A 20,646-nucleotide genomic window follows, 5' to 3' on the forward strand; every position below is an offset into this window, starting at 1 on the left:
TAGGTGTGGATGAATTTCCTAAAACTTGTAATCCAGGCGTAGGGTAACGTTTCTTGGTGCTTCCAACAGTGCCGGACGAATGGTGTATTCTTCGTTGAAGACATTGCCCAAAATGAAGGTGGCTTTTATTTTTTCGCTAGGAGCATAAGCTACACGTACATTGTGCAACCAATAGCCGTCATTGTCCTTTTGGCGATAGTCGTTCAACCCGTTGATAAAGAGCAAGAACAAGGCATCAATGGCTTCCATATTACTGTTGTAAAAGGACTCTACGCCCAGGCGAAATTTCCCAAGTTCTACTTCGCCGTCAAACTTGAAGCTATTGCGGAAACGGTATTTAAGAACATTTTCTGAGCTTGAAGAGCCAATCGCATTTTTGCCCCCCAGCGTACTACCATCGGGTGGAACATTGGTATCAAACTCATCAAATTGAGGGTCGATAGTGACCAGTCCAGTCAGCAATTGAAATGGAACACTACCCAGTTTTCCGCGGCCCGCGATGGTGAATTCCAGGCCTTTAATATTTGTACCACCAATATTGATCGACTGAAACCCAGACCCCGTCCAGTTGAATTCAATCATGTCTTCGTACTTCATGTAGAAGGCAGTGACATCCACAAAGCCTTCAAAAGCACCCAGGCGATAGCCTTGCTTTAAGCCAATCTCAGCCGACCACCCGGTCTCTGATCCTAAATCTGGACTAGGCTGGATAAAGAATCCACCAGCATTGGTGAAAATAAATTTTTCCGCTATAGTAGGGTAGCGGTAGCCTTGTCCCCAGCTGGCCCTGAGGAAGGTGCCTTCAGTAGCTTGGTAATTCAAACCAAGTCGGAATACCGGACGACTTTCTTCCTCTGTAGTAGGGAGAATTGTTCGTTGGACATTGTTGAGTACATAGTCGAAGCCAGGGTTATTGAGCTTGTTGTATTCATAACGAAAGCCAAAGGAGGCATTCAAGCGTTGGCCGAATTTTTTATCCAATTGGGCGAAAGCCGCATAGTTTTGGGAAGTAAAGGTAGTATCCCCGTACAATTCAGCCTCAACCCCTGTACCACTGGCGACTAAACCACTGGTCATGACGAGTGCTGCTCGCTCAAACTTGCGCTGAAACTGGTATTCGGCGTAGTAAAGATTTGAACGGTTGCTTTGGTTACGGTCGTTGTCGTTGTCTACACTATAAAAGCGCCCCAGAAAGCGATGGCGATTGTTGTTCTTATCGTAGTAGGTAAGGCTGGGGTCGAGGTTGTAGCGAAAACGCTTCCTGGTAGCCAGGGTAGTGGTATCCCCCACGTAGGCGGTTTCAATACCCGACCAGTAGAAATAAGAACCACTTTCTCCTACATTGAAATTGCCAGATAGCCCGTAGGTCAGCCGATCGCTGGCCCGGTGGCGGACGTTGAAGTTGGCGCGACCAAACTTGCGGAAGACATCCTTGCGGAAGCTTTCATCGTTGAGGTAATACCCCCCAAGCACCAAATCAACTTTGTCAAATTTTTGTCGATGACTAAGGCTGGCTCCCAAGCTACGGGGAGCACTGTCCCACCATTTAAGTTCCTCTCTTTTAGGTGTTAGGTGCACGGTAGAGAATAAAGAACCTTTCGTAATGGGGGTAGAAGTGGCATAAGCTGTCCTAACATTAACAATTCCATTCAATGCCGAAGAGCCATAGAGCGCGGAAGCTGCCCCTTTGATAACTTCCACTTGTTGGATAACTTCCAGGGGCACATCATCCCATTGCGGAAAACCTGCATCGGCTTGCAAGATGGGCACATCGTCCATCAACAGAAGCACACGACTTCCGGCCCCCTGGCTGTAGCCAGACCCTCCCCGGATATTAGCTTGTCCATCGACAACGGTGACGCCCGGCACCTTTTGCAGCGCATCATCAAGCGTAAGTTTACCCGTACTTTCAATCAAGTCAGGGCGAAGGATTTCGAGGGAAACCGTTACTTCACTTAAAGGTTTTTCGTACTTGCTACTACTTACTGTAGCGGTTTGTAGCAAGGTGGCAGCCTCCGCCAGTTCAAAATCCCAGCTTGTTATTTCCCCGGCTTTGACCGTTAGACTGGCAGTTGCCGTAGTATAACCCAGGTAATTGACGCTTACTTCGTAGGTGCCTGCGTTGAGTTGAAGCTCAAAAAAACCGTCATAGTCAGTAACGGTACCGGCGCCTCGTGCGCTTACGGTAGCAGCAATGAGGGGCTCACCGGACTGTGCATCAGTGACTTTTCCCTTAATGGTACCCGTCTGGGCAAAAGTTAGGGTAGTGAGATGCAGGCTCAAGAGCAGCCCGCAAAATCGTGCGAAATGCAGCATAATTGAATGTTTATCCGTTGTTAGAATACCAAGCCCAAGTAGTTGGCATAGTAAAAATTATCCAGGAAGGGAATTCTGAGCCGTAAAGCTCTAAAGAAGAGGAAGTGTGGATAGTTGCGAAGTGCTCAAATTCTAAATTGAGACGCTGCAAGATATATCTTTGTGTGAAAATTTTAAAATTTCCTGATTGAAATGCCGTCTATTAGCAATAAAATTCTTGTTCAATCCTTTATACTGTCGGCAAAATTAGCCAATATTGCGTCTGAATTAAGTGACGGAACAAAAATAACTGATTCCATTCCTGCCTGCGTACCGCAGGTAGGCAGGTTTGATTCGCTAAAATTTTCTAAGCAAGCAACTAAAAGGAGCTTGCGTGAAAATATTCGCGAATCGTTGGGAAAAATGGAATCAGTTATTTCCGTCAAAAAATTAAATCTTGTACAAATGAAGAAATTTTTCCTTTTACCTCTTTTTGCCTTACTACTAGGCAATTTTCAGTTGACTGCACAGAGCGGTTGTACCCCGGAAGAAATGCTGCCGGATACCGTTATTGTACTGCCCTTGCCTTTCCAGGAAGATTTTCCTGAGCGTGGTATTCAGGATACGGCCTGTGTGGCAGGTTACTACGAGACCGTTATCCAGGTACGTATTCCTCAAACAATTGCTATTGGTACTACGGAGGTGGCGATCTCTCAGGTAGCGATTACTGACCAGGGAATTACCGACCTACCCGCTAGTTTTGATTACGTTTGTGATCCTCCCAGCTGTGTATTCTTGCCAGAGGAAGTGGGTTGTATCCAATTGTATGGTGAAGCTACTGCCGCTGATGTAGGCATGCACAATCTGAAGATCAATGTTTTGATCTCTACGCAGTTAGCTGCACTTCCCTACACTTTGCCTGACGGCCAGTTGGTGCCAGGTAACTACTTCTTCTTCGTACGTCCTGAAGGCAGTGAAAACTGCTTGGTAGATGCTGCGGAAGTAACAGAGAATGCTTTTGATCTACGCATTCAACCCAACCCGTTTTCTGATTTCTCGGATATTTTTGTGGACCTTCCTCAAGGAGGAAAGTACGACTTGCAGGTATTTAACACCCTTGGTACTTTGGTACAACAGAAGTCTTTGGAACTCGTAAGCGGACAGAATTCTTTGCGATTTGATGGTTCTAACCTTGCAACGGGAATGTATATCTTCCGCCTGCAGCAGGGAGCACAAGCCGCCTCTGGTCGTTTGTTGATCCAGCGCTAAGCGCGTTTTTGGTAAAAGGATAAAAAATAAAGTCAGGTGGTTGAAAAATGCCCATTATCGGCCATCTGACCATTTCCTTTTCCATCTGCCTTTCTTCGAATTATAGCAACTCCAAGCAGTGACGTAACCCAGGTTTTACGTCCATATATAAGGAATTTCGATATTTCCTTATCTTTCTACTGGAACTATCTACTTTTTTCCGCCCACTAACAGTAGAAACTATGTTGCGAATTGTACTCAACTTGCTGTTTATCAGCGTTTTTTCTTTGTCAATTGCGGCCCAGACAGGCTGCCCGGGTTGTTTGATAGACTTACCTACACTACCCGAGGACACTATTTTTCTTTCCGCAGCTCCCGAAGGGCAAGCGGGTATTTACTACGACGGAGACCTCAGTTTCCGATTGCCCAAGACCACCACACCCGTCAATGCAACCGACCCTACCATTCCTGCGGGGCTGGATATTTCCCAATTTACGATCCTGGCCGTAGCAGGCTTGCCTGCCGGGATGAATTGGGAAGCTAGCCAGACCAATTTCGTTACGGAAGAAGGTACGGATGGTTGTGTGAAACTTTGTGGTACGCCTTTGCTGCCGGGGCTTTATATGGTGGAGGTTGTTATTGAAGCGGTCGTCTTGATTTTCCCTCAACAGACTTCTTTTTCTTTCCCCTTACTCATTAATCCTGCACAGACAATAACAGAAGGCTTTACGGTTGTAAACAATAATGGCTGTGGTTCGGTGACGGCTTCTTTTATCAATAATGTTCCTTCCGGAGGGGCGGAAGGTTTTTCCTACCTCTGGTTTTTTAACAATGGAAATTCTACTACGGCAGAGAACCCGGCCGATCAGACCTACAATCAACCTGGTGAATACCTGGTGAATTATCAAGCCATTGTAGACACGACCGGCTTTTTTATGACGCAAGTCCGAATTGAGCAATCTCCATGTACCGACTTGTTTTCAGCTTCGGATCTTAAATTTGACCTTTTTGATCCTAATGGTGATCACGTTTATACAGCTCCTATTGTTGGCAACGCAACCTTGCCGGTCATCTATAATGTACTTATTCCAATTGGGGAAGGTACCTACGAATTACACGTCATTGATGACGATGGAGGATTGGATGGGGCAGATGACCTTTGTGGCATCATCGAATTTGGGCAAGGCGTTTCAGGCCTGTTGCAGGATGGCGATCTTCAGGTAAACATTGAATTGGTTCATCCAGTGGATACCATTCGTTCCAGCGAAATCATCACCGTTTACGAAATTCCAAACAATCCTCTTATTACGATCGCCGAAGCCAGTCCCTACTGCGATGGAGAAGTCGTAACCTTGGTGAGTGCCAATTACGACAACTCACTGACCTGGTACGCCGACAGTGTTTTAGTCGTTGGTGCATCAACGGATACACTTCTGGTAGTACAAGATGGCAACTACTGGGCAACCTATACCACCGAAGAAGGATGTGCTGCTACTTCACAGCCGATAGCCATCAATTTTACGGATAATCCAGCGGATATTGACTTGCTTCAGAACGGTAATTTGCTCCGATTGGAGGACGAAAGTAACCTTCCTACTGATTTTTCGTTTACCTGGTTATACGAAGGGGAGCCTATTCCATCAGCTACAGCATTACTATTGTGTGCTGAGGCTGCCGGAACCTACACCTTGGTCATAACAGACAATGTTACAGGATGTAGTACCAGTGCAGATATTGCTGCCAGTTATGATCCCAACCTGGATTGTACCACACCTACGGAAGAGGTTTTGGGGCAAGGTAGTTGGAAGTTGTTTCCTAACCCTTTGCAAAGCTACCTTTTTGTTGAAGGGCCGATAAATCTAGCCGTTGAAATAAGAGTGTTTGATGCGCTTGGAAGAGCGGTTATCAACCAACAGCTAACCAACGGTAATGATCGAATAGATGTGCAGCAATTGAGCGCCGGAGCTTATTTTTACCAGCTGATTTCAACACCAGGAGAAATAATACAAACGGGGACCTTAATGAAGGTCAATTAATAAAAGAGAAAACTACACAATCACCACCGTATGAACATTAACCGATTTGGCATCATAGCGATGATGCTTTTACTTTCGACGTTTGGGTACAGTCAAAATGCTAATAAATTAGACCGTCATGCTATTTCAGCAAGAGTTTTAGGTGTCGACTACAGTACGCCTAATGATGCTGATTTGGCACTCACTGCGGGTCTTGAAATCAGTTACCGGTACTTGCTAACTAAAAATTTTGGACTGGCAATACCGCTAAAAATTGGGGTTGCTGATGTCATTGATGACACCCAAAACCGGAATATCACCAGTTTTGATGCCTTACTCCATGTTTATCCTTTTGGTGGTGATCAAAAACTAAAACCCTATCTTTTAGGTGGCATCGGTTACGTGCTGGAAAATATTGATGAAGGAAACACTCAGATTCCAGTAGGCTTGGGGATTAATTATATGCTGGGGAGCAATTCTTACCTCAGTATCCAGGGGGAATACCGTACTTCCAACGTAGAAAATCGAGACAATATCCAACTTGGTCTAGGCTACCTTTACCAGTTTGGTATCAAAGACACTGATGGAGATGGCTTAGCGGATGGAGAAGATGTCTGTCCCGATGTATTCGGACCGGTATCCACGGGTGGTTGCCCGGATACCGATAATGATGGCATAGCCAACGGTGAGGATGCTTGTCCTGAAACCCCAGGGCCAGCGGCTACCAATGGCTGCCCGGATGCGGATGGCGACGGTGTGATCGATGACAGTGACCGTTGTCCGGAAGAAGCAGGGTTAAAAGCCCTGATGGGCTGTCCTGATGCGGATGGCGATGGAGTTGCCGACGTAGAGGATAGCTGCCCCGATGCCGCTGGGCCAGTAGCTCAAAACGGTTGTCCAGACTCCGACGGTGATGGTCTTCACGATGGACTTGACCAATGTCCGGAGGAAGCGGGCTTAGCTGCCAACCAGGGTTGCCCAGGAAGTGATCGTGATGGAGACGGTATCCTGGATGATGTTGATGCATGCCCGGATCAAAAAGGTACCGCAGCTACTCAGGGATGCCCCGACCGTGATGGAGATGGCGTTATTGATGCTAATGATCGGTGTCCCGATAAGGCTGGTCCTTTTGCCGGCTGCCCGGATACGGATGGCGATGGTGTGATTGACGCAGATGATCGCTGCCCGGAAGAGGCTGGACTTACGACCAATAAGGGCTGCCCGGAGATTGAAGAAGATGTCCGAGAGGTGCTTAATTTAGCGATGCGTGCCGTACAATTTGAGACAGGAAGTTCCGTGATCAAGCCTGAATCTTTTGCTATTCTCGACCAGATAGCGGTGATTATGAAGCGCTATCCCGCTTACCAGCTAAGAATAGCAGGACATACAGACAACGTAGGAGATGCTAGTAGAAATCAAGAGCTTTCAGAAGGCCGCGCAGCAGCCTGTTATGAGTACTTGTTGTCAAAAGGAGCAAGGTCTACCAGGATATCTTATGCCGGCTTCGGCGAGGATTACCCTATTGCGCCTAACTCTACTTCCGCTGGAAGGTCGCTAAACCGGCGCGTGGAGTTTGATTTGATTATCCAGTAGTTTTATATTTTTACCCAGACATGGAGTTTAAGTAAAAGGACTTGTCTATTATATTACCGGTCTGCCAACTGTGCAGTTGGCAGACCGGTAGTATTTTAAGTAGGGAAGGTTTATCGTAATGAGCCCTTCTAGAAGACCTGTAGTTTTCCAACGCCGATGAGGATATTGTCTTCATCGAAAACCTGGTACACGAACATACCATTTGATAAAGATGCCGGAACCTCAACTTCTAAGGAATTGCTTCCGTTGGAAGTGTAATCAACCGTTTGCAACACCCGCCCTTGTAAATCAGTGAAACGAACCTGGCCTGAAGAGGTAAATTGCTCCAACACGATCTTAATGGATGATGCGGTTGCTGCCGGATTAGGGAAGCTTTTCGCAACAGGTACGCTTAATGTTCGCGTGGAGGTAGCCATGTCAGCTACCTGAGGCGAGTAAGCAATACGATTAGTTGCTCCCCCACCTAGCGGTGATTCGGAGAGAAGGACTGATGAACTGATACCAGGGGCATAGAAATTGTAAAAATTACGTCCCCTGGTAAGTCCCTGTTCCAAGCCAAAGGCATCCAATATGGCTTGTGGTGCAATGCTTCCACCTAGAAAAAAACTATCCATCTGGGTGAGTGTACCTTTCACTAATAAAACTTCTATTTCACCAGAAGGCTCACCATCAGATCTTGGCAGAATGATCGAACCATAACCAACGACTTCCCGTTCTTCGGTGACCGTTGTACGGGTGAATGCTGGCGTTTGGTTCAGCCCAAATCCGACTACAGTTACTTCATAATTTAAGTCATAATAATAGCTTGCTTCCCATTGATCTTGATAGGTCATTGGGAACTCTATGATGTTCATTCGGCCAACGTAATCAGATTTGCCAGAGAGATAATCAATGCGGTCATTGGCTCCCCCTGAGACAGGAGTAAGTGGAATGGTCAGGCCTTCATATGACCTTCCTGTACGATACCATCCATCTGCATCTATGGCTTCGTAGAGATTACTGGGAACATCGAAAGTAAAACCACCTATGGCCAACCTAATGTTGGAGCTAAAATAATTAAGGGCATCGGTAAAATCTGGGTCATCGGTAGCATCAGTGTAGACAGTCGTTTCCAGGACGCCCTCGCCTATTGTACTATAGTCCCAAAGGATATTGGCTCCTTCTTCAGGGAAGGGAGTTCCTGGATCAGTTATTACCAGCGAGCTATCTATAAAGCTCGCTGGGCGTAAGATATCACTTTGTGTAATTGTTACTTGCGAAACTCCCGGGAGTGCGTAAAGAAGAATAAGGAATGTACTGAGGTGTAAAATTGCTTGTCTCATTTTTTGAGTTTTGATGATTAAAATGCACAGTAACTTCCTTCGTTAATTCATGACGTATTCATAAAGTCAACTTTTCAAGGAAGCTTGACTACTTGTGTTTTTGTACACTACAAAGGTGGGGACCAACTAGGGCGGAGCGGTATCAAAAAATGAGGAAAGAGTATAAAATCGGTAGAGTGGGTATAAAATATGGCGCATCTCCTATAAAACATGGCGCATTGACGCTATTGCTACAACAAAGAACCGGGAGTTTGACCATATTTATCACCAAAACACTTGATAAAATAAGCGGTACTGTTAAAGCCTGTTTCCAGCGCAACTTCGGAAACATTACCCGAACCTTGCTCAAGCATCTCCTTAGCTTTCTGTAGGCGGAAAGACTGGATAAATTTATTTGGTGACAGGTCAGTTAAAGCTTTTAATTTCCGATTGAGCTGACTACGACTAAGTCCGATCTCCCGTGCCAAAAGTTCAACACTAAATTGTTCATCAGCTAAATGGGTTTCAACGATGTTACATACGTTTTCTATAAAAGCTTTGTCAAGAGCATTGTTGCCTGCGTACTGTGGTTCGATCGTGTTGGATTCGGAAAATTTCTTTCTTAGTAGCAGCCTGGAAGCAATGAGATTTCGGGTTCTTACTTCAAGTTCTTTCGTATCAAAAGGTTTTACCAGGTAATCATCCGCCCCGATCTCCAAGCCGTGCATTTTTTCTTCAGCAGCAGCTTTGGCCGTTAAGAGGATAATGGGAATGTGGCTGGTTCGTTGATCTTTTTTGAGCATTGCACACACTTCATAGCCATTTTTTTCAGGCATCATGATATCACTGATGATCAAATCGGGGAGTAGTTCCAAGGCAAGGTCGATACCTTTTTGGCCATTGATGGCTTCTACAATTTGAAAAGAAGAAATTAGATGCTCCTTAATATAGTCTCTTACGGCATTATTATCTTCAATAATCAAGACCACAGGGGTATCATCGTCCTGATGATCTGTATTGGCGGGCAAGATCACATGTTGTGTCTCTGGATAAATGTCCCTATTTATTATCTGATCGCTTCTACCAATAGCTGCTGATGTAGAAGTGGCCATGGGGGAAGAACTATGCTGAATTTCGTGTTCTTTTAAGTGGGATGTTCCTTTCTTAAAGCTGATGGTGAAAACAGTACCTATGCCTTCCTGGCTTTCTACCCGGATGCTTCCCTTATGCAATTCCACCAATTCTTTGACCAATGCCAGACCAATGCCTGTTCCCTCGTGTTCGCTGGTTGTTGTGTTGTCTCCCTGAAAAAAGCGGTTGAAGATATTGGGCAGGCGAGAAGACGAAATTCCTACACCATTGTCTCTCACCAAGATTTCTACATGATTTTCATGGTCTGTTATCATCACTGCGATCTCGCCATTCTCTTGGGTGAATTTGAAGGCGTTTGATAATAGGTTGTAGAAAATCTTCTCTACCTTATCGATATCAATGTATACCGGAATAGCTTCCTTCTGAGCGACAAAGTTGAATTGGATATGCCGACGTTTGGCCAGTGATTCAAAAGACATTACTATCCCCTTTAGGATGACAGGTAGGTTTTGTTCTGCGGCAAGCAGTTCCATTTTATTGGCTTCCAGTTTAGAGAGATCAAGTAATTGATTGATCAGCTGGAGTAAGCGTTCGGCATTTTGGTAAGCTAATTGCAGGCGACCCCGGTCTTCTTTTGTCTCAGTATTTTTTAAGACATCCTTAATGGGGCCCATGACCAGGGTAAGGGGTGTCCTGAACTCATGAGAAATATTGGCAAAAAAACGAGACTTAACCTGATCTAGTTCTTCATAACGTTCTTTCTCTGCTCTGATGGTGTTTATCTTGTCAAAGATGCCGTAAAAGAGGATGCCAGAAAAAAATACAGTGCCTATTTGAAAGGAGTAATCGGTGATAAGATTATCAGGAAGAAAATCAGCGACACTAAGAATGTGGCACATCGCTCCTAAGCATAAAATACCCGCTGACACCAATAGAATAATAGAGGATTTGTTTTTTTTTCGAGCGTAAGAATAAATTATTATTAGGGTAAGTATCAATAAAATAAGCGTGAGGTAGTCAGATATTTTACCAATAGTGTACCAATCATCACTGATAAGTCTTGCAATAAGAGGTACAATTGAGAGGAATAAAGCATAATAAAAATAGATGTAGTAAAGTCTGATGCTTCGTGCTCGAAGATCAGTATACTTGCTGATAAACATCGTAGCAGAGAGCAGTATGCAAGGCACAATGACGGCTAAATCTGCCCTTGCAATTCCTTCAAAACGATAGTTGGAAATTAATCCTGTCAGTCCATTAAGGGAGGCAAAATAGGCTGTGAAAGAAAACATCAATAAGGCAAACCAAATAAAGACACTTTCCCAAAACATCGAGTACATAAAAAGGCTGATGAGCCCAAAGAAAAGCATAATGCCTGCATAAAAACTTTGCAGGGAGTTGGTCATTATTTCTTCTCTGTCCAATACTTTTCGAGGAATCACCTTGACGGTGGATAAACATTGATTACTACAGCTTAGCTTATTGTAGTGCATTTTGAAGAAAAACGACTTGCTTTCTCCTCGATAAAGACTGAAAGGCAGGTTGTTATTGTAGGAAGAGAGGTTTTTTTCTGAGGGAGGCAGGTTGTTTCCTGAAAAAGTAATATTTATTACCATACCATCCTGGATAGTGTACATCCAGATAGAATCAATAAAGGTAAACAAGCGAAAATAACCGTCAAGTTCGTCATTGCCTTCATTGGTCAACGTTACGCTAGTCCATAAGACAACTGGGGCGCTGAGTTCAATGTCTTCAGTTAAGGGACTAAATTTTGTAGCGGGAAAGCTTAGAAGGTCTTCAATACTATATTGAGCTTTCTGGTCCACAAAAAAGCCCAAAGAATCGGTGAAATTTGGCGAGGTGTCATTTTGTTTATTAAAGCTATAGCTAATGTTTGAGCCAAACATCTGAAAAGCATAGGCCAGTGAAATAAACAAGAGGAAAAACCGCCGCATTCTTCAGGAGTTAGTACAAAGCGTATTACAGTAGCTTCACTGCTATCATTTAATGATATGGTTGAGTATTACAAATATAGAAATGTTTGTCAACCCCAACGATTATCCCTGTCTTCAACTTCAATTAGAAACCTATCGACTTTTTGCCGCCACTGTTCAAGGTTTTTCGGATAGCCGCCATTCTTAGGGCCGTCGTCGCCGCTTCTACGCCTTTGTTTCCGTGTTTGCCACCCGCACGATCCAGTGCTTGTTGCTCATCATTTGGCGTAAGCAAACCAAAGATAAACGGGCGACCGGTTGTCAGCCCCAGATTGGTCAACCCCTGAGCTACAGCCATGTTGATGTATTCGTTGTGGGAGGTCTCTCCTTTAATGACACATCCCAGGCAAATGATAGCATCGCAATTGTAACGTCCTGCAAGCATCCTTGCACCAGTGGTCAGTTCAAAAGCCCCTGGCACTTGAATGGTGTGGATGTTTTCTGTTTTAGCGCCATGCTTGACAAGGGTGTCATAACAGCCTTCATAGAGGGCATGGGTTATTTTCTCATTCCAGTCAGCAACAACGATGCCGAGTGTAAAGTCTTCCGCATTGGGCATGCTTTCACTGTCGTAGGAAGATAAATTTTTGAGGGCACTGGCCATAAGTCTAATGATAATGGTTGAAAAAACAAAAGGTAAGATGTTATCATTAACACCTTACCTTTTATTAGGTTCTAAACAGCATATAACTGTTAAAAACTATCCTTGCACCCGAACGAGGTACTTGTCAATATCGTTGGCCTGAGGGGTATTGTAGTACTCTTCCTTGATGGTTTGATAAGCTTCGCGAGCAGCAGCGGCATTGCCCTGGCGCTCGTTGAGCATTCCTACTTTCATGAGGTAGTAAGCAGAAATCAGCGGGTTGTTGCTTTTGCTTACTGCCTTATTGTAAGAAGACAAAGCAGCATCAAAATCTCCTTTTTCAGAATAAGCATCACCCAATGCACCCGCTTTCATAGCAGGAGTAACGTCTCCAGCAGGGCTGAAATCGTTCAGGTAGTCGATGGCTGCATCAAACTGCCCGAGGTGTAAATAGCTGATACCAGCGTAATACAGGGCGAGGTTGCCAGCTGCAGAGCTTCCGTATTGGTCAGCAATATCAACAAATCCAGGGAAACCTTGTCCAGGGTTGGTTAATGCCAATGCAAAAGAATCTCTTTCGAATTGCACCTGAGCTTGCGCCATTTGTTCAATAGCTTCTTTCTCCTGTGGTAATTTTACCATTTGTCGGTAAAGGAGATAACCCGCCACAATTACTAACAGACCGATCAGTAAGTAAGTGATGGTATTCTTATTTTCTTCAAAAATCTCGTTGATAGATTTTTTCCCTACAGCATCTGCTAAGGTTTCTTCGTTTGGCAGACTGCCTTTATTATCCTTTGCCATTGTTGCGTTTTACTGCGTTTGATTTAAAACGCGGCAAAGATAAACAAAAAAGCGGCAGTACAAAGATGTGTACCGCCGCTTTTTTTCTTATTTGTTTTCAACAAAGAAAAGTAGCCTTCTTTTAGGTAAGGAAGGGGTAGTCTTCTTGGAGGTAATTATCCGTGTATAACTCGGCTGGATCAGGAAGTGGTGATTCATCCGCAAATTTATAGGAATTATCAATTTCCACTTTGACTTCTTCCTGGATGGCGTTGATTTCTTCCTCCGTGGCAATCTTGCCATCAAGAATTGCCTTTTCTATCATTTTAATTGGATCGCGATCCTGGTATTCTTTGACCTCCTCTTTGGTCCGGTATTTGGCTGGGTCAGATACCGAGTGACCTTTGTAGCGGTACGTTCTGATTTCAAGGTAGAATGGTCCTTTGCCCGAACGAATGTGTTCAGCAGCTCTGCTAACAGCCTCGTGCACGGCTACGGGGTCCATTCCATCTACCGATTCCGTTGGCATTTCGTAGGAAAGCCCCAATTTGGACATATCCGTGACATTGGAAGTACGCTCAACGGAAGTACCCATCGCATAGCCATTGTTTTCAAGGATGTACAAAACCGGAATTTTCCAGGTCATCGCCATATTGAAAGACTCGTGTAATGCTCCTTGGCGCGCAGCACCATCGCCAAACATTGTCACACAAAGATTGTTGGTGCCTTTGTATTTTTCTGCAAAAGCAATGCCCGTACCGATAGGGATTTGAGCACCTACAATTCCATTTCCACCAAAGTAGCGATGCTCTTTACTGAAAAAGTGCATAGAACCACCTTTACCCTTGTTCGCTCCAGTAGCTTTGCCAAACAATTCCGCCATTGCAGCGTCAGCAGAAATACCCCTGCCTAATGCAGTGCCATGTTGGCGATAAGCAGTAACGATGGCATCTCCTTCGATCAGTGCAGATTCTATTCCTGCAGCCACTGCTTCCTGGCCAATATATACGTGACAAAAACCTCTCACTTTTTGCTGTCCGTAAGCCATGAGCGCTTTCTGCTCAAACTTGCGAATCCGTAGCATCAAGGTATACCACTCCAGGTATTGCTCTTTGCTGTAAGTAGATTTTTTCTTGCTGGTAGCTCTCTTCTTCGTCGGTGCTGCTGTTGCCATAAGCGAGTTTTCGCTATTTGATGAATAATTGATGGTTGATACGTGAGATAAACATCCACGTTCTAGTATTGCAAACAAGCGATTGCTCGCATGGTTTGCTCACCACAGGCAAAGAAACGTATTTTTTAGCTTTTGCGGAAAGGTGAAAGGTAATTTACTGCGAAGGCCCCTGGATTCCTCCTCGTATTTTCTATATATTGGCAAATAACTCAGAACCAGAACCAGATTTAGCGATTGTAAAATATCGCAAAGACTATTATGCCACGGCGCATCCTGGCCCCGAGGATATTTTATTATTGATTGAAGTGGCTGATACTTCACTGGCAAAAGACCGGCATGTTAAAAGTGTTCTATTCGCTGAATCAAACATCCCGGAGTATTGGATCATGAACACGGAAGAAGACCTTATTAGAGCAATTTCTCTATCCTGAAAATGGTCGCTACAAACAGCAACGTATTTACTCCAAGGACGAAGTACTGGAGAGTCCTTTATTTCCAGCTTTGGAAATCAGTAGTTTATGGCTTTGAAGTAGCATTTTTGTTATAATTTATTCTTCCTTTTCTTTATTGGTTATTACTGATATTCTACTTACCTTTGCGGCCGCTTGACGCTGAAAGTCAGGTGGAATTTATCAAACGTTGCTATAACTGATTTTCGAAATCACTAATGGCGCAAACTTTTATCATGGCAGTTTATCTTTCTAAAGAAAAGAAATCGGAGATTTTCACAGAGTACGGCGGTACGGGCAAGAACACTGGTTCTACTGAAGGTCAAATCGCTCTGTTTACTTACCGTATTCAGGAGCTGAGCCAGCACCTGAAGGATCACCCAAAGGATCACTCTTGCCGTAAGGCATTGTTGACGATGGTTGGTCGTCGTAAGCAAATGCTAACTTACCTGGCCAAAAAAGACCTGGAAGGTTACCGTGCACTGATCGAGAAATTAGGTATCCGTAATATTCGCAAATAAGCGAAAAGAACTACCGAACGCTGCCTCAAAGTTGGGGCAGCGTTTTTTATATTTATTTCATTGCAGCTACCCAACACTATCTTTACGCGCTTGGAGAAAGAAGAATTAATGAGCGCGACCGATTTTTTCATGTAGTTGCGCTCAAAAATGTTTTATGGGACAAAAGAATCCTATCACGTCGTCCTTCAACTTGCCAGACGGACGAGAAGTGGTTATTGAAACCGGCAAGTTAGCGACCCAGGCCGATGGCTCGGTCGTCGTTCGCATGGGAGATACCATGTTGTTTTGTTCTGTAGTTTCTTCTACAGAAATGCGCGAAGGTCAATCCTTCTTCCCTCTATCCGTAGATTATCAGGAAAAGTTTGCAGCAGCAGGTCGTATTCCTGGCAACTTTTTCCGTCGGGAAACCAAGTTAAATGATTACGAAGTACTTACTTCTCGTCTGGTCGACCGGGCTATCCGTCCCCTGTTCCCCGATGGATATATGTATGAAACGCAAGTGATCATCAACCTGATCTCAGGAGATACCGATGTGCCACCTGATGCTTTGACAGCCCTGGCTGCCAGTGCGGCGATTGCGGTTTCAGATATTCCATTTGCTGGCCCAATTTCTGAAGTACGTGTAGGCCGTGTTGATGGTGAATACGTGATCAACCCTAATTTCAGTGTACTGGAAAAAGCGGACTTGGATATCATCGTAGCAGCCACCATGGACAACGTGATGATGGTAGAAGGAGAAGCCGACGAATGTTCGGAGGCAGATCTGGTAGGCGCCATCAAGGCGGGACACGAAGCTATCAAGGTGCAAATTAAAGCACAGCTTGAGTTGGCTGAAAAAGTAGGAGACAAAGCACGGAACAAGCGTCCGTTTGAGCTACCTGCTGTTAACGAAGAGTTGAAGGCAGAAATCAAGAAGATTTCTCATGATGGTCTTTACAAAGTATGTAAAGGTGCTCATAACAAGCAAGATCGCAAAGCTGGCTTTACGGCGGTAAAAGACGCTTTGAAAGAAAGTCTTCTGGAAAGCAAAGGAGAAGAGTGGCTAGCTGAAAATTGGGACGAAGCGAAAGAATTATTCTCTAAGTACCAAAAGGAAGTTATCCGCGAAATGGTGATGGGAGAGCGCTTGCGTCTGGACGGCCGTAAGCCGGAGGATATTCGCCCTATCTGGTGTGAAACCAGCTATTTGCCTGCGGCTCACGGTTCTGCTATCTTTAACCGTGGAGAAACGCAAAGTTTGACTTCTCTGACGCTCGGTACGAAGTCAGATAAAGCAATGGTCGACAAGGCTTTAGGGCTTACTTTCGACGATTTTATCCTGCACTACAACTTCCCTGCTTACTCTGTTGGTGAGACCAAGCCGATGCGTGGCCCTGGCCGTCGTGAGGTTGGACACGCTAACCTGGCTGGACGCTCTTTACGTAAAGTACTACCAGAAGAGGTGCCCTACACCATTCGTATCGTAAGTGATATCATGGAGTCAAATGGCTCTTCTTCTATGGCAACTGTTTGTGCGGGTACGCTCGCATTGATGGACGCTGGTATCCAAATTACAGCACCTGTTTCAGGTATTGCCATGGGGATGGTAGCTGATAAAGATCGGGTGGTTATCCTTTCTGATATTCTTGGCGACGAGGATGCTGTAGGAGACATGGACTTCAAATTGACAGGTACCCGCAACGGAATCACTGCCTGCCAGATGGACATCAAGATCGAAGGTTTGCCTTACGAAGAACTCACCAAAGCTTTGGAGCAAGCTCGTGCTGGCCGTATCCATATTTTGGATGAAATGGCTAAGGAATTAGCTGAGCCTCGCGAAGATCTCAAGCCACACGCACCACGTATTGTACAAGTACACATCGAGAAGTCGTTCATTGGTGCGGTTATCGGACCTGGAGGTAAAGTGGTTCAGGAACTACAGAAAGAAACGGGTACCGTCATCAACATCGAAGAGGTGGATGAGCACGGGGTGGTAAGTATTGCCAGTAACGATAAAGCTGCCATCGATAAGGCAGTTGCTGCCATCAATCGTATTGCCTTCACACCAAAGATAGGAGAGGAGTACGATGCAGTTGTGAAAACGATTATGCCTTACGGTGTATTCGTTGATTTCAATGGTCGTAGTGGCTTGCTACACGTATCGGAAATCAGCCACTCACGTATCGAAAATGTAGAAGATCACTTCAATGAAGGTGATGAAGTAAGGGTGAAATTGATCGACGTAGACAACCGTACGGGTAAACTTCGTCTTTCTGCCAAAGCACTTCTTCCTCGCCCAGAAGGTAGCAGTGACCGTGGAGGAGATGATCGCCGTGGTGGCGACGACCGTCGCGGAGGTGGTGATCGCAGAGATGATCGTCGTGGTGGTGACCGCCGTGGAGGTGGTGATCGCAGAGACGACCGTCGTCGTGATGACCGTCGTCGTGACTAATAGCTTAGACTTCTAATGAAGAATATTAAGCCTCGGGTTATTTAATAACTCGGGGCTTTTTTATGTGGAAAAGGAACCAATACCAACAAATTTTCGTATTTTCAGGAAATTAATCTAGTCTAATCAGTTTGGAACAAGCAACAATGTGGGGTCCTTAAGCGTATTTGAGTAAGGAATTGCTGCTTGCCAATGTTTCACAAAAGGTACCAAATGAATTATCCATGCGTCAGTTAAAGATTACAAATAAGATTACTTCCAGAGAGAGCTTAGCACTTGATAAGTATCTCACGGATATAGGAAAAATTTCGCTGCTTTCAGCGGAAGAAGAGGCAGAGTTGGCACGTCGAATTCGGGAAGGTGATCAGGAAGCCCTGGATAAACTTACCAGAGCAAATCTGCGCTTTGTAGTCTCCGTTGCAAAACAATACCAAAATCAAGGATTATCCTTGCCCGACCTTATCAATGAAGGTAACGTTGGCTTGATGAAAGCGGCGCGTCGCTTTGATGAAACCAAAGGATTCAAGTTTATTTCCTATGCTGTTTGGTGGATACGGCAGTCGATTTTGCAAGCTATCGTTGAGTATTCGCGAATCGTACGCCTTCCATTGAACAAGGTGGGGTCTTACCACAAAATTAATGGTGCCTTCCGTTCTTTTGTTCAAGAATTTGAACGTGAACCTACCAACGAAGAGTTAGCGGAATTACTGAATATTACGCCTAAGGATGTTGCCAATGTTCTCAAAGGTAACACTCGCCATGTGTCCGTTGATGCACCAGTGTCTTCAGAAGAAGGCAGTGCTACCATGTTGGATTTTATCACCACAGGTGATGAAGATATGCCCGACAATCAACTGATGGAAGAATCGCTTAAGGAGGAGGTCCAGCAAGGATTATCCATCTTGTCACCTCGGGAAGTAGAAGTCCTTTCGACCTATTACGGTCTAAATGGCTATAAAGCCCTCACGCTGGAAGAAATTGGTGATTTGTATGGCCTCACCCGCGAGCGTGTCCGGCAAATTAAAGAAAGAGCTATCCGTCGCTTACGGAAGTCTTATAATCGCAATACCTTAAGGTCTTTTCTGGGATAACAAAGTTAATTTATTACTGAAAACATTAGTTATCCCGAATTTTGATAAAAGAGAAAAGCCGGACAATTATGAATAGCAAGACTTAATCTGTGCGCGGTATCGAAGCATTTCGATGTTGCTCTATAGTTTTAAGTTAACATAGCAAACAGGTAATTGAGATGATCTTAATTATCTACAGAAACAGACCTTTTGAGTTATTTTTGAAGTGTTGTTACTTCTCGAATTTACTCAAAAGGTCTTTTTCGTCAAAACAACTAAAATTCGAGATTGCTCTTTTTATATTTGCAGTCAAATAAAAAAACTAAGATGAGCAAATTTGTGAAACTATTTATTTTGGTGGTTGGAATGTTGATTTTCAATTTAGGGTGTTCAGATTCAACTAATCTTGAAGAACATACAACTGTTAAACACTGGACAAAGGAAGAACTTGTTGAGTTGGTTGAGCAGCACATAAGTGAAGAGTTAAAACAGCTTGGAGAAGCAAACTTAATTAGTTCTATAATCAGGGACACGATGTTCTATAAAGAATATTATGAGCGAGAAAAAATCATTAACGATCGTAATTTAGAAAATAAGGATTACCGTTATAATCAAGCAGTAAGCCGTGCCAATGAAGCGAGTGCTTTATTACAAGAAAACCCCGATAATGAAGAGGCTAAGGCAAGATATCAAAGTGCACAAGATAAGATTAACAGTATAAACAGAAGTGAACTGCTATCTGATAGCTTAGAAACGGCCTTACAAGGATTAGATGATAAATTAGTCTATTATTACGAACTAATTTTGAGCTATAATAAGTCTGATGAGAGTAATGCCGACATTAATTTTTTTGCGAGGGTAGATGCTAATGGTGAAATATTGAAGGTTACCAGAACGAGAATAAAGGCCGAAAGTAAAGATCAGAAATAATAGAGGAAATAAAAAAGAGCAGGTTACCATCAGGTAGCCTGCTCTTCCTTTTTTGCTGAGGAATCAGCTAACTAAACAACTTGACAAAAGCGTTTAGTTTTTTGTCAAAGTATAGGTATAAATAGCATTGTTAAGATCAAGAGTAACGGTATAGTTGCCCGATTCTGCGACTGGGATATCGGCTCCTCCGTATTCCATTTTATTATCCGTATCATTGTCACCTAGGTTTACATCCCAGGCATCATTGACACGGAATTTAACAAATTTGCCGCCTTCCAAGTCAATGTCAACCGTCCACAGGCCAGTTGTTTGATCATAGGTCATATCGGTATCATTGTCCCATCCACCAGGAGTAGCATCGCCAATAATTCCCCACTCTGTTCTCAAGGAGCTATGGGTAAGGGCGTTGATATCTACTACAAAACGGTAAACGCCAGCAGTGCCCAAAACAATATCGGCTCCACCAGGTTCCAAAGTGCCATCAGCACCATCGTCACCCCAGTTAACATCCCAACTTGGGCCGTCGGTGAATTTGTGAGCAGCAGCATCATCACCAATGTAGAGGTATCCATCGAATTTACCATCGCTATTAGCAGAGTAGATGACCGTAGTCTCGTTTTCAGGTGCCCAGCCTTGGTAGCTGCCTGGTACCTGTAGTTTAGGATAATCAATTTCTACAGCTACAGGAGATACACTGACCGTGATTGCTTGGGAGATCAATTCATCAAGTGCTGCACTCGTACGTGCACGGACACGGATTTCCATGTTCGTGAATTCACCGCCTGGCAAGCCTTTTGTCACCATGATATTGTTGACTTTGGTATTGCTTACTGCAAGGTCAAATTTGGTGGTAGCACCTAACTCTACGGCATCGGCAAAGTTGTTGCCCGCTACATCAAACTCTACTTTGTAGTTGACAGCAGCCGTAAAGCCAAAATCAGCAGGAGTCCAACTAATCGTAGCAAACACATCATTGAGGTTGTCTTCAGTGATGTCAACCATTAAACCGGCCTCAGGGCTAGTGATTACAGGAGCGTCGCCCAGTTGGGCAACTACTAAGTCGCGGTCGTCTTCACAGCCAAAAGCAAAAATGCTTAATGCCAAAGACCACATAAAATATTTTTTTAACATCATATTTGTTTTTATAGCATGAAAGAGATGAACGAATCA

At 44.3% G+C, this 20,646-nt stretch carries 15 protein-coding genes; 8 read left to right on the plus strand and 7 right to left on the minus strand.

What is annotated here, in order from left to right; genetic code table 11:
* Nucleotides 1-18 precede the first annotated feature (18 nt).
* On the minus strand, nt 19-2,316 hold the full coding sequence (locus tag AB0L18_RS18870; protein WP_367388868.1) for a TonB-dependent receptor: 2,298 nt from the start codon (nt 2,314-2,316) through the stop codon (nt 19-21).
* Between the two features lie 444 nt (nt 2,317-2,760).
* Here AB0L18_RS18870 and AB0L18_RS18875 point away from each other — a divergent pair, with 444 nt between their 5' ends.
* The 3 genes from AB0L18_RS18875 to AB0L18_RS18885 all read left to right on the plus strand — a co-directional run bounded on the left by AB0L18_RS18875 (nt 2,761) and on the right by AB0L18_RS18885 (nt 7,151).
* A complete protein-coding gene (locus tag AB0L18_RS18875) occupies nt 2,761-3,564 on the plus strand; it encodes a T9SS type A sorting domain-containing protein (RefSeq protein ID WP_367388869.1) in 804 nt (267 codons plus the stop codon).
* A gap of 221 nt (nt 3,565-3,785) precedes the next feature.
* On the plus strand, nt 3,786-5,579 hold the full coding sequence (locus AB0L18_RS18880; RefSeq protein WP_367388870.1) for a T9SS type A sorting domain-containing protein: 1,794 nt from the start codon (nt 3,786-3,788) through the stop codon (nt 5,577-5,579).
* A gap of 30 nt (nt 5,580-5,609) precedes the next feature.
* Nucleotides 5,610-7,151 (plus strand): OmpA family protein, encoded by a 1,542-nt coding sequence (locus tag AB0L18_RS18885; protein ID WP_367388871.1) that lies wholly within the window; start codon nt 5,610-5,612, stop codon nt 7,149-7,151.
* Between the two features lie 128 nt (nt 7,152-7,279).
* On the opposite strand, the gene AB0L18_RS18890 is transcribed toward AB0L18_RS18885, so the two are convergent.
* From AB0L18_RS18890 to pdhA, 5 genes are all read right to left on the minus strand, one after another.
* Entirely contained in the window at nt 7,280-8,473 is a 1,194-nt protein-coding gene (locus tag AB0L18_RS18890; RefSeq protein WP_367388872.1) for a T9SS type A sorting domain-containing protein, read from the minus strand.
* Nucleotides 8,474-8,703: 230 nt separating this feature from the next.
* Nucleotides 8,704-11,499, minus strand: coding sequence for an ATP-binding protein (locus AB0L18_RS18895; RefSeq protein WP_367388873.1), 2,796 nt, complete (start codon nt 11,497-11,499; stop codon nt 8,704-8,706).
* 124 nt (nt 11,500-11,623) lie between these two features.
* Nucleotides 11,624-12,142 (minus strand): 6,7-dimethyl-8-ribityllumazine synthase, encoded by a 519-nt coding sequence (gene ribH, locus AB0L18_RS18900; RefSeq protein ID WP_367388874.1) that lies wholly within the window; start codon nt 12,140-12,142, stop codon nt 11,624-11,626.
* A gap of 96 nt (nt 12,143-12,238) precedes the next feature.
* Nucleotides 12,239-12,925, minus strand: a complete 687-nt coding sequence (locus AB0L18_RS18905; RefSeq protein ID WP_367388875.1) for a tol-pal system YbgF family protein — start codon at nt 12,923-12,925, stop codon at nt 12,239-12,241.
* A 121-nt stretch (nt 12,926-13,046) separates the two neighbouring features.
* Nucleotides 13,047-14,078 carry a pyruvate dehydrogenase (acetyl-transferring) E1 component subunit alpha gene (pdhA, locus tag AB0L18_RS18910; protein WP_367388876.1) on the minus strand — a complete coding sequence of 344 codons (1,032 nt, stop codon included), beginning with the start codon at nt 14,076-14,078 and terminating at the stop codon, nt 13,047-13,049.
* Between the two features lie 197 nt (nt 14,079-14,275).
* Between pdhA and AB0L18_RS18915 the strand changes: the two genes are divergently transcribed.
* The 5 genes from AB0L18_RS18915 (at nt 14,276) to AB0L18_RS18935 (ending at nt 19,476) form a co-directional block, all read left to right on the plus strand.
* A complete protein-coding gene (locus AB0L18_RS18915; RefSeq protein ID WP_367388877.1) occupies nt 14,276-14,509 on the plus strand; it encodes a Uma2 family endonuclease in 234 nt (77 codons plus the stop codon).
* Nucleotides 14,510-14,763: 254 nt separating this feature from the next.
* Nucleotides 14,764-15,048: a 30S ribosomal protein S15 gene (gene rpsO, locus AB0L18_RS18920; protein ID WP_367388878.1), complete on the plus strand. Its 285-nt coding sequence runs from the start codon at nt 14,764-14,766 to the stop codon at nt 15,046-15,048.
* Between the two features lie 154 nt (nt 15,049-15,202).
* Nucleotides 15,203-17,479 carry a polyribonucleotide nucleotidyltransferase gene (gene pnp / locus AB0L18_RS18925; RefSeq protein ID WP_367388879.1) on the plus strand — a complete coding sequence of 759 codons (2,277 nt, stop codon included), beginning with the start codon at nt 15,203-15,205 and terminating at the stop codon, nt 17,477-17,479.
* 221 nt (nt 17,480-17,700) lie between these two features.
* A complete protein-coding gene (locus tag AB0L18_RS18930; RefSeq protein WP_367388880.1) occupies nt 17,701-18,567 on the plus strand; it encodes an RNA polymerase sigma factor RpoD/SigA in 867 nt (288 codons plus the stop codon).
* 306 nt (nt 18,568-18,873) lie between these two features.
* Nucleotides 18,874-19,476 (plus strand): hypothetical protein, encoded by a 603-nt coding sequence (locus AB0L18_RS18935; protein ID WP_367388881.1) that lies wholly within the window; start codon nt 18,874-18,876, stop codon nt 19,474-19,476.
* A 93-nt stretch (nt 19,477-19,569) separates the two neighbouring features.
* Here AB0L18_RS18935 and AB0L18_RS18940 read toward each other — a convergent pair whose 3' ends face one another.
* Nucleotides 19,570-20,589, minus strand: a complete 1,020-nt coding sequence (locus tag AB0L18_RS18940) for a SusE domain-containing protein (RefSeq protein WP_367388882.1) — start codon at nt 20,587-20,589, stop codon at nt 19,570-19,572.
* Between the last annotated feature and the right edge of the window lie 57 nt (nt 20,590-20,646).

Origin of the sequence: Lewinella sp. LCG006 (genome assembly GCF_040784935.1) — a bacterium.
In the GTDB taxonomy this organism is placed as follows: Bacteria; Bacteroidota; Bacteroidia; order Chitinophagales; family Saprospiraceae; genus Lewinella.

Excerpts from the sequence above, each read along its gene's own strand:
- ribH (WP_367388874.1), bottom strand. The coding sequence starts at position 12,142 with ATGGCCAGTGCCCTCAAAAATTTATCTTCCTACGACAGTGAAAGCATG.
- AB0L18_RS18940 (WP_367388882.1), bottom strand. The coding sequence starts at position 20,589 with ATGTGGTCTTTGGCATTAAGCATTTTTGCTTTTGGCTGTGAAGACGAC.
- AB0L18_RS18890 (WP_367388872.1), bottom strand. The coding sequence starts at position 8,473 with ATGAGACAAGCAATTTTACACCTCAGTACATTCCTTATTCTTCTTTAC.
- pdhA (WP_367388876.1), bottom strand. The coding sequence starts at position 14,078 with ATGGCAACAGCAGCACCGACGAAGAAGAGAGCTACCAGCAAGAAAAAA.
- rpsO (WP_367388878.1), top strand. The coding sequence starts at position 14,764 with ATGGCAGTTTATCTTTCTAAAGAAAAGAAATCGGAGATTTTCACAGAG.
- AB0L18_RS18895 (WP_367388873.1), bottom strand. The coding sequence starts at position 11,499 with ATGCGGCGGTTTTTCCTCTTGTTTATTTCACTGGCCTATGCTTTTCAG.
- AB0L18_RS18935 (WP_367388881.1), top strand. The coding sequence starts at position 18,874 with ATGAGCAAATTTGTGAAACTATTTATTTTGGTGGTTGGAATGTTGATT.
- AB0L18_RS18930 (WP_367388880.1), top strand. The coding sequence starts at position 17,701 with ATGCGTCAGTTAAAGATTACAAATAAGATTACTTCCAGAGAGAGCTTA.
- AB0L18_RS18905 (WP_367388875.1), bottom strand. The coding sequence starts at position 12,925 with ATGGCAAAGGATAATAAAGGCAGTCTGCCAAACGAAGAAACCTTAGCA.
- AB0L18_RS18880 (WP_367388870.1), top strand. The coding sequence starts at position 3,786 with ATGTTGCGAATTGTACTCAACTTGCTGTTTATCAGCGTTTTTTCTTTG.
- AB0L18_RS18870 (WP_367388868.1), bottom strand. The coding sequence starts at position 2,316 with ATGCTGCATTTCGCACGATTTTGCGGGCTGCTCTTGAGCCTGCATCTC.
- pnp (WP_367388879.1), top strand. The coding sequence starts at position 15,203 with ATGGGACAAAAGAATCCTATCACGTCGTCCTTCAACTTGCCAGACGGA.
- AB0L18_RS18875 (WP_367388869.1), top strand. The coding sequence starts at position 2,761 with ATGAAGAAATTTTTCCTTTTACCTCTTTTTGCCTTACTACTAGGCAAT.
- AB0L18_RS18885 (WP_367388871.1), top strand. The coding sequence starts at position 5,610 with ATGAACATTAACCGATTTGGCATCATAGCGATGATGCTTTTACTTTCG.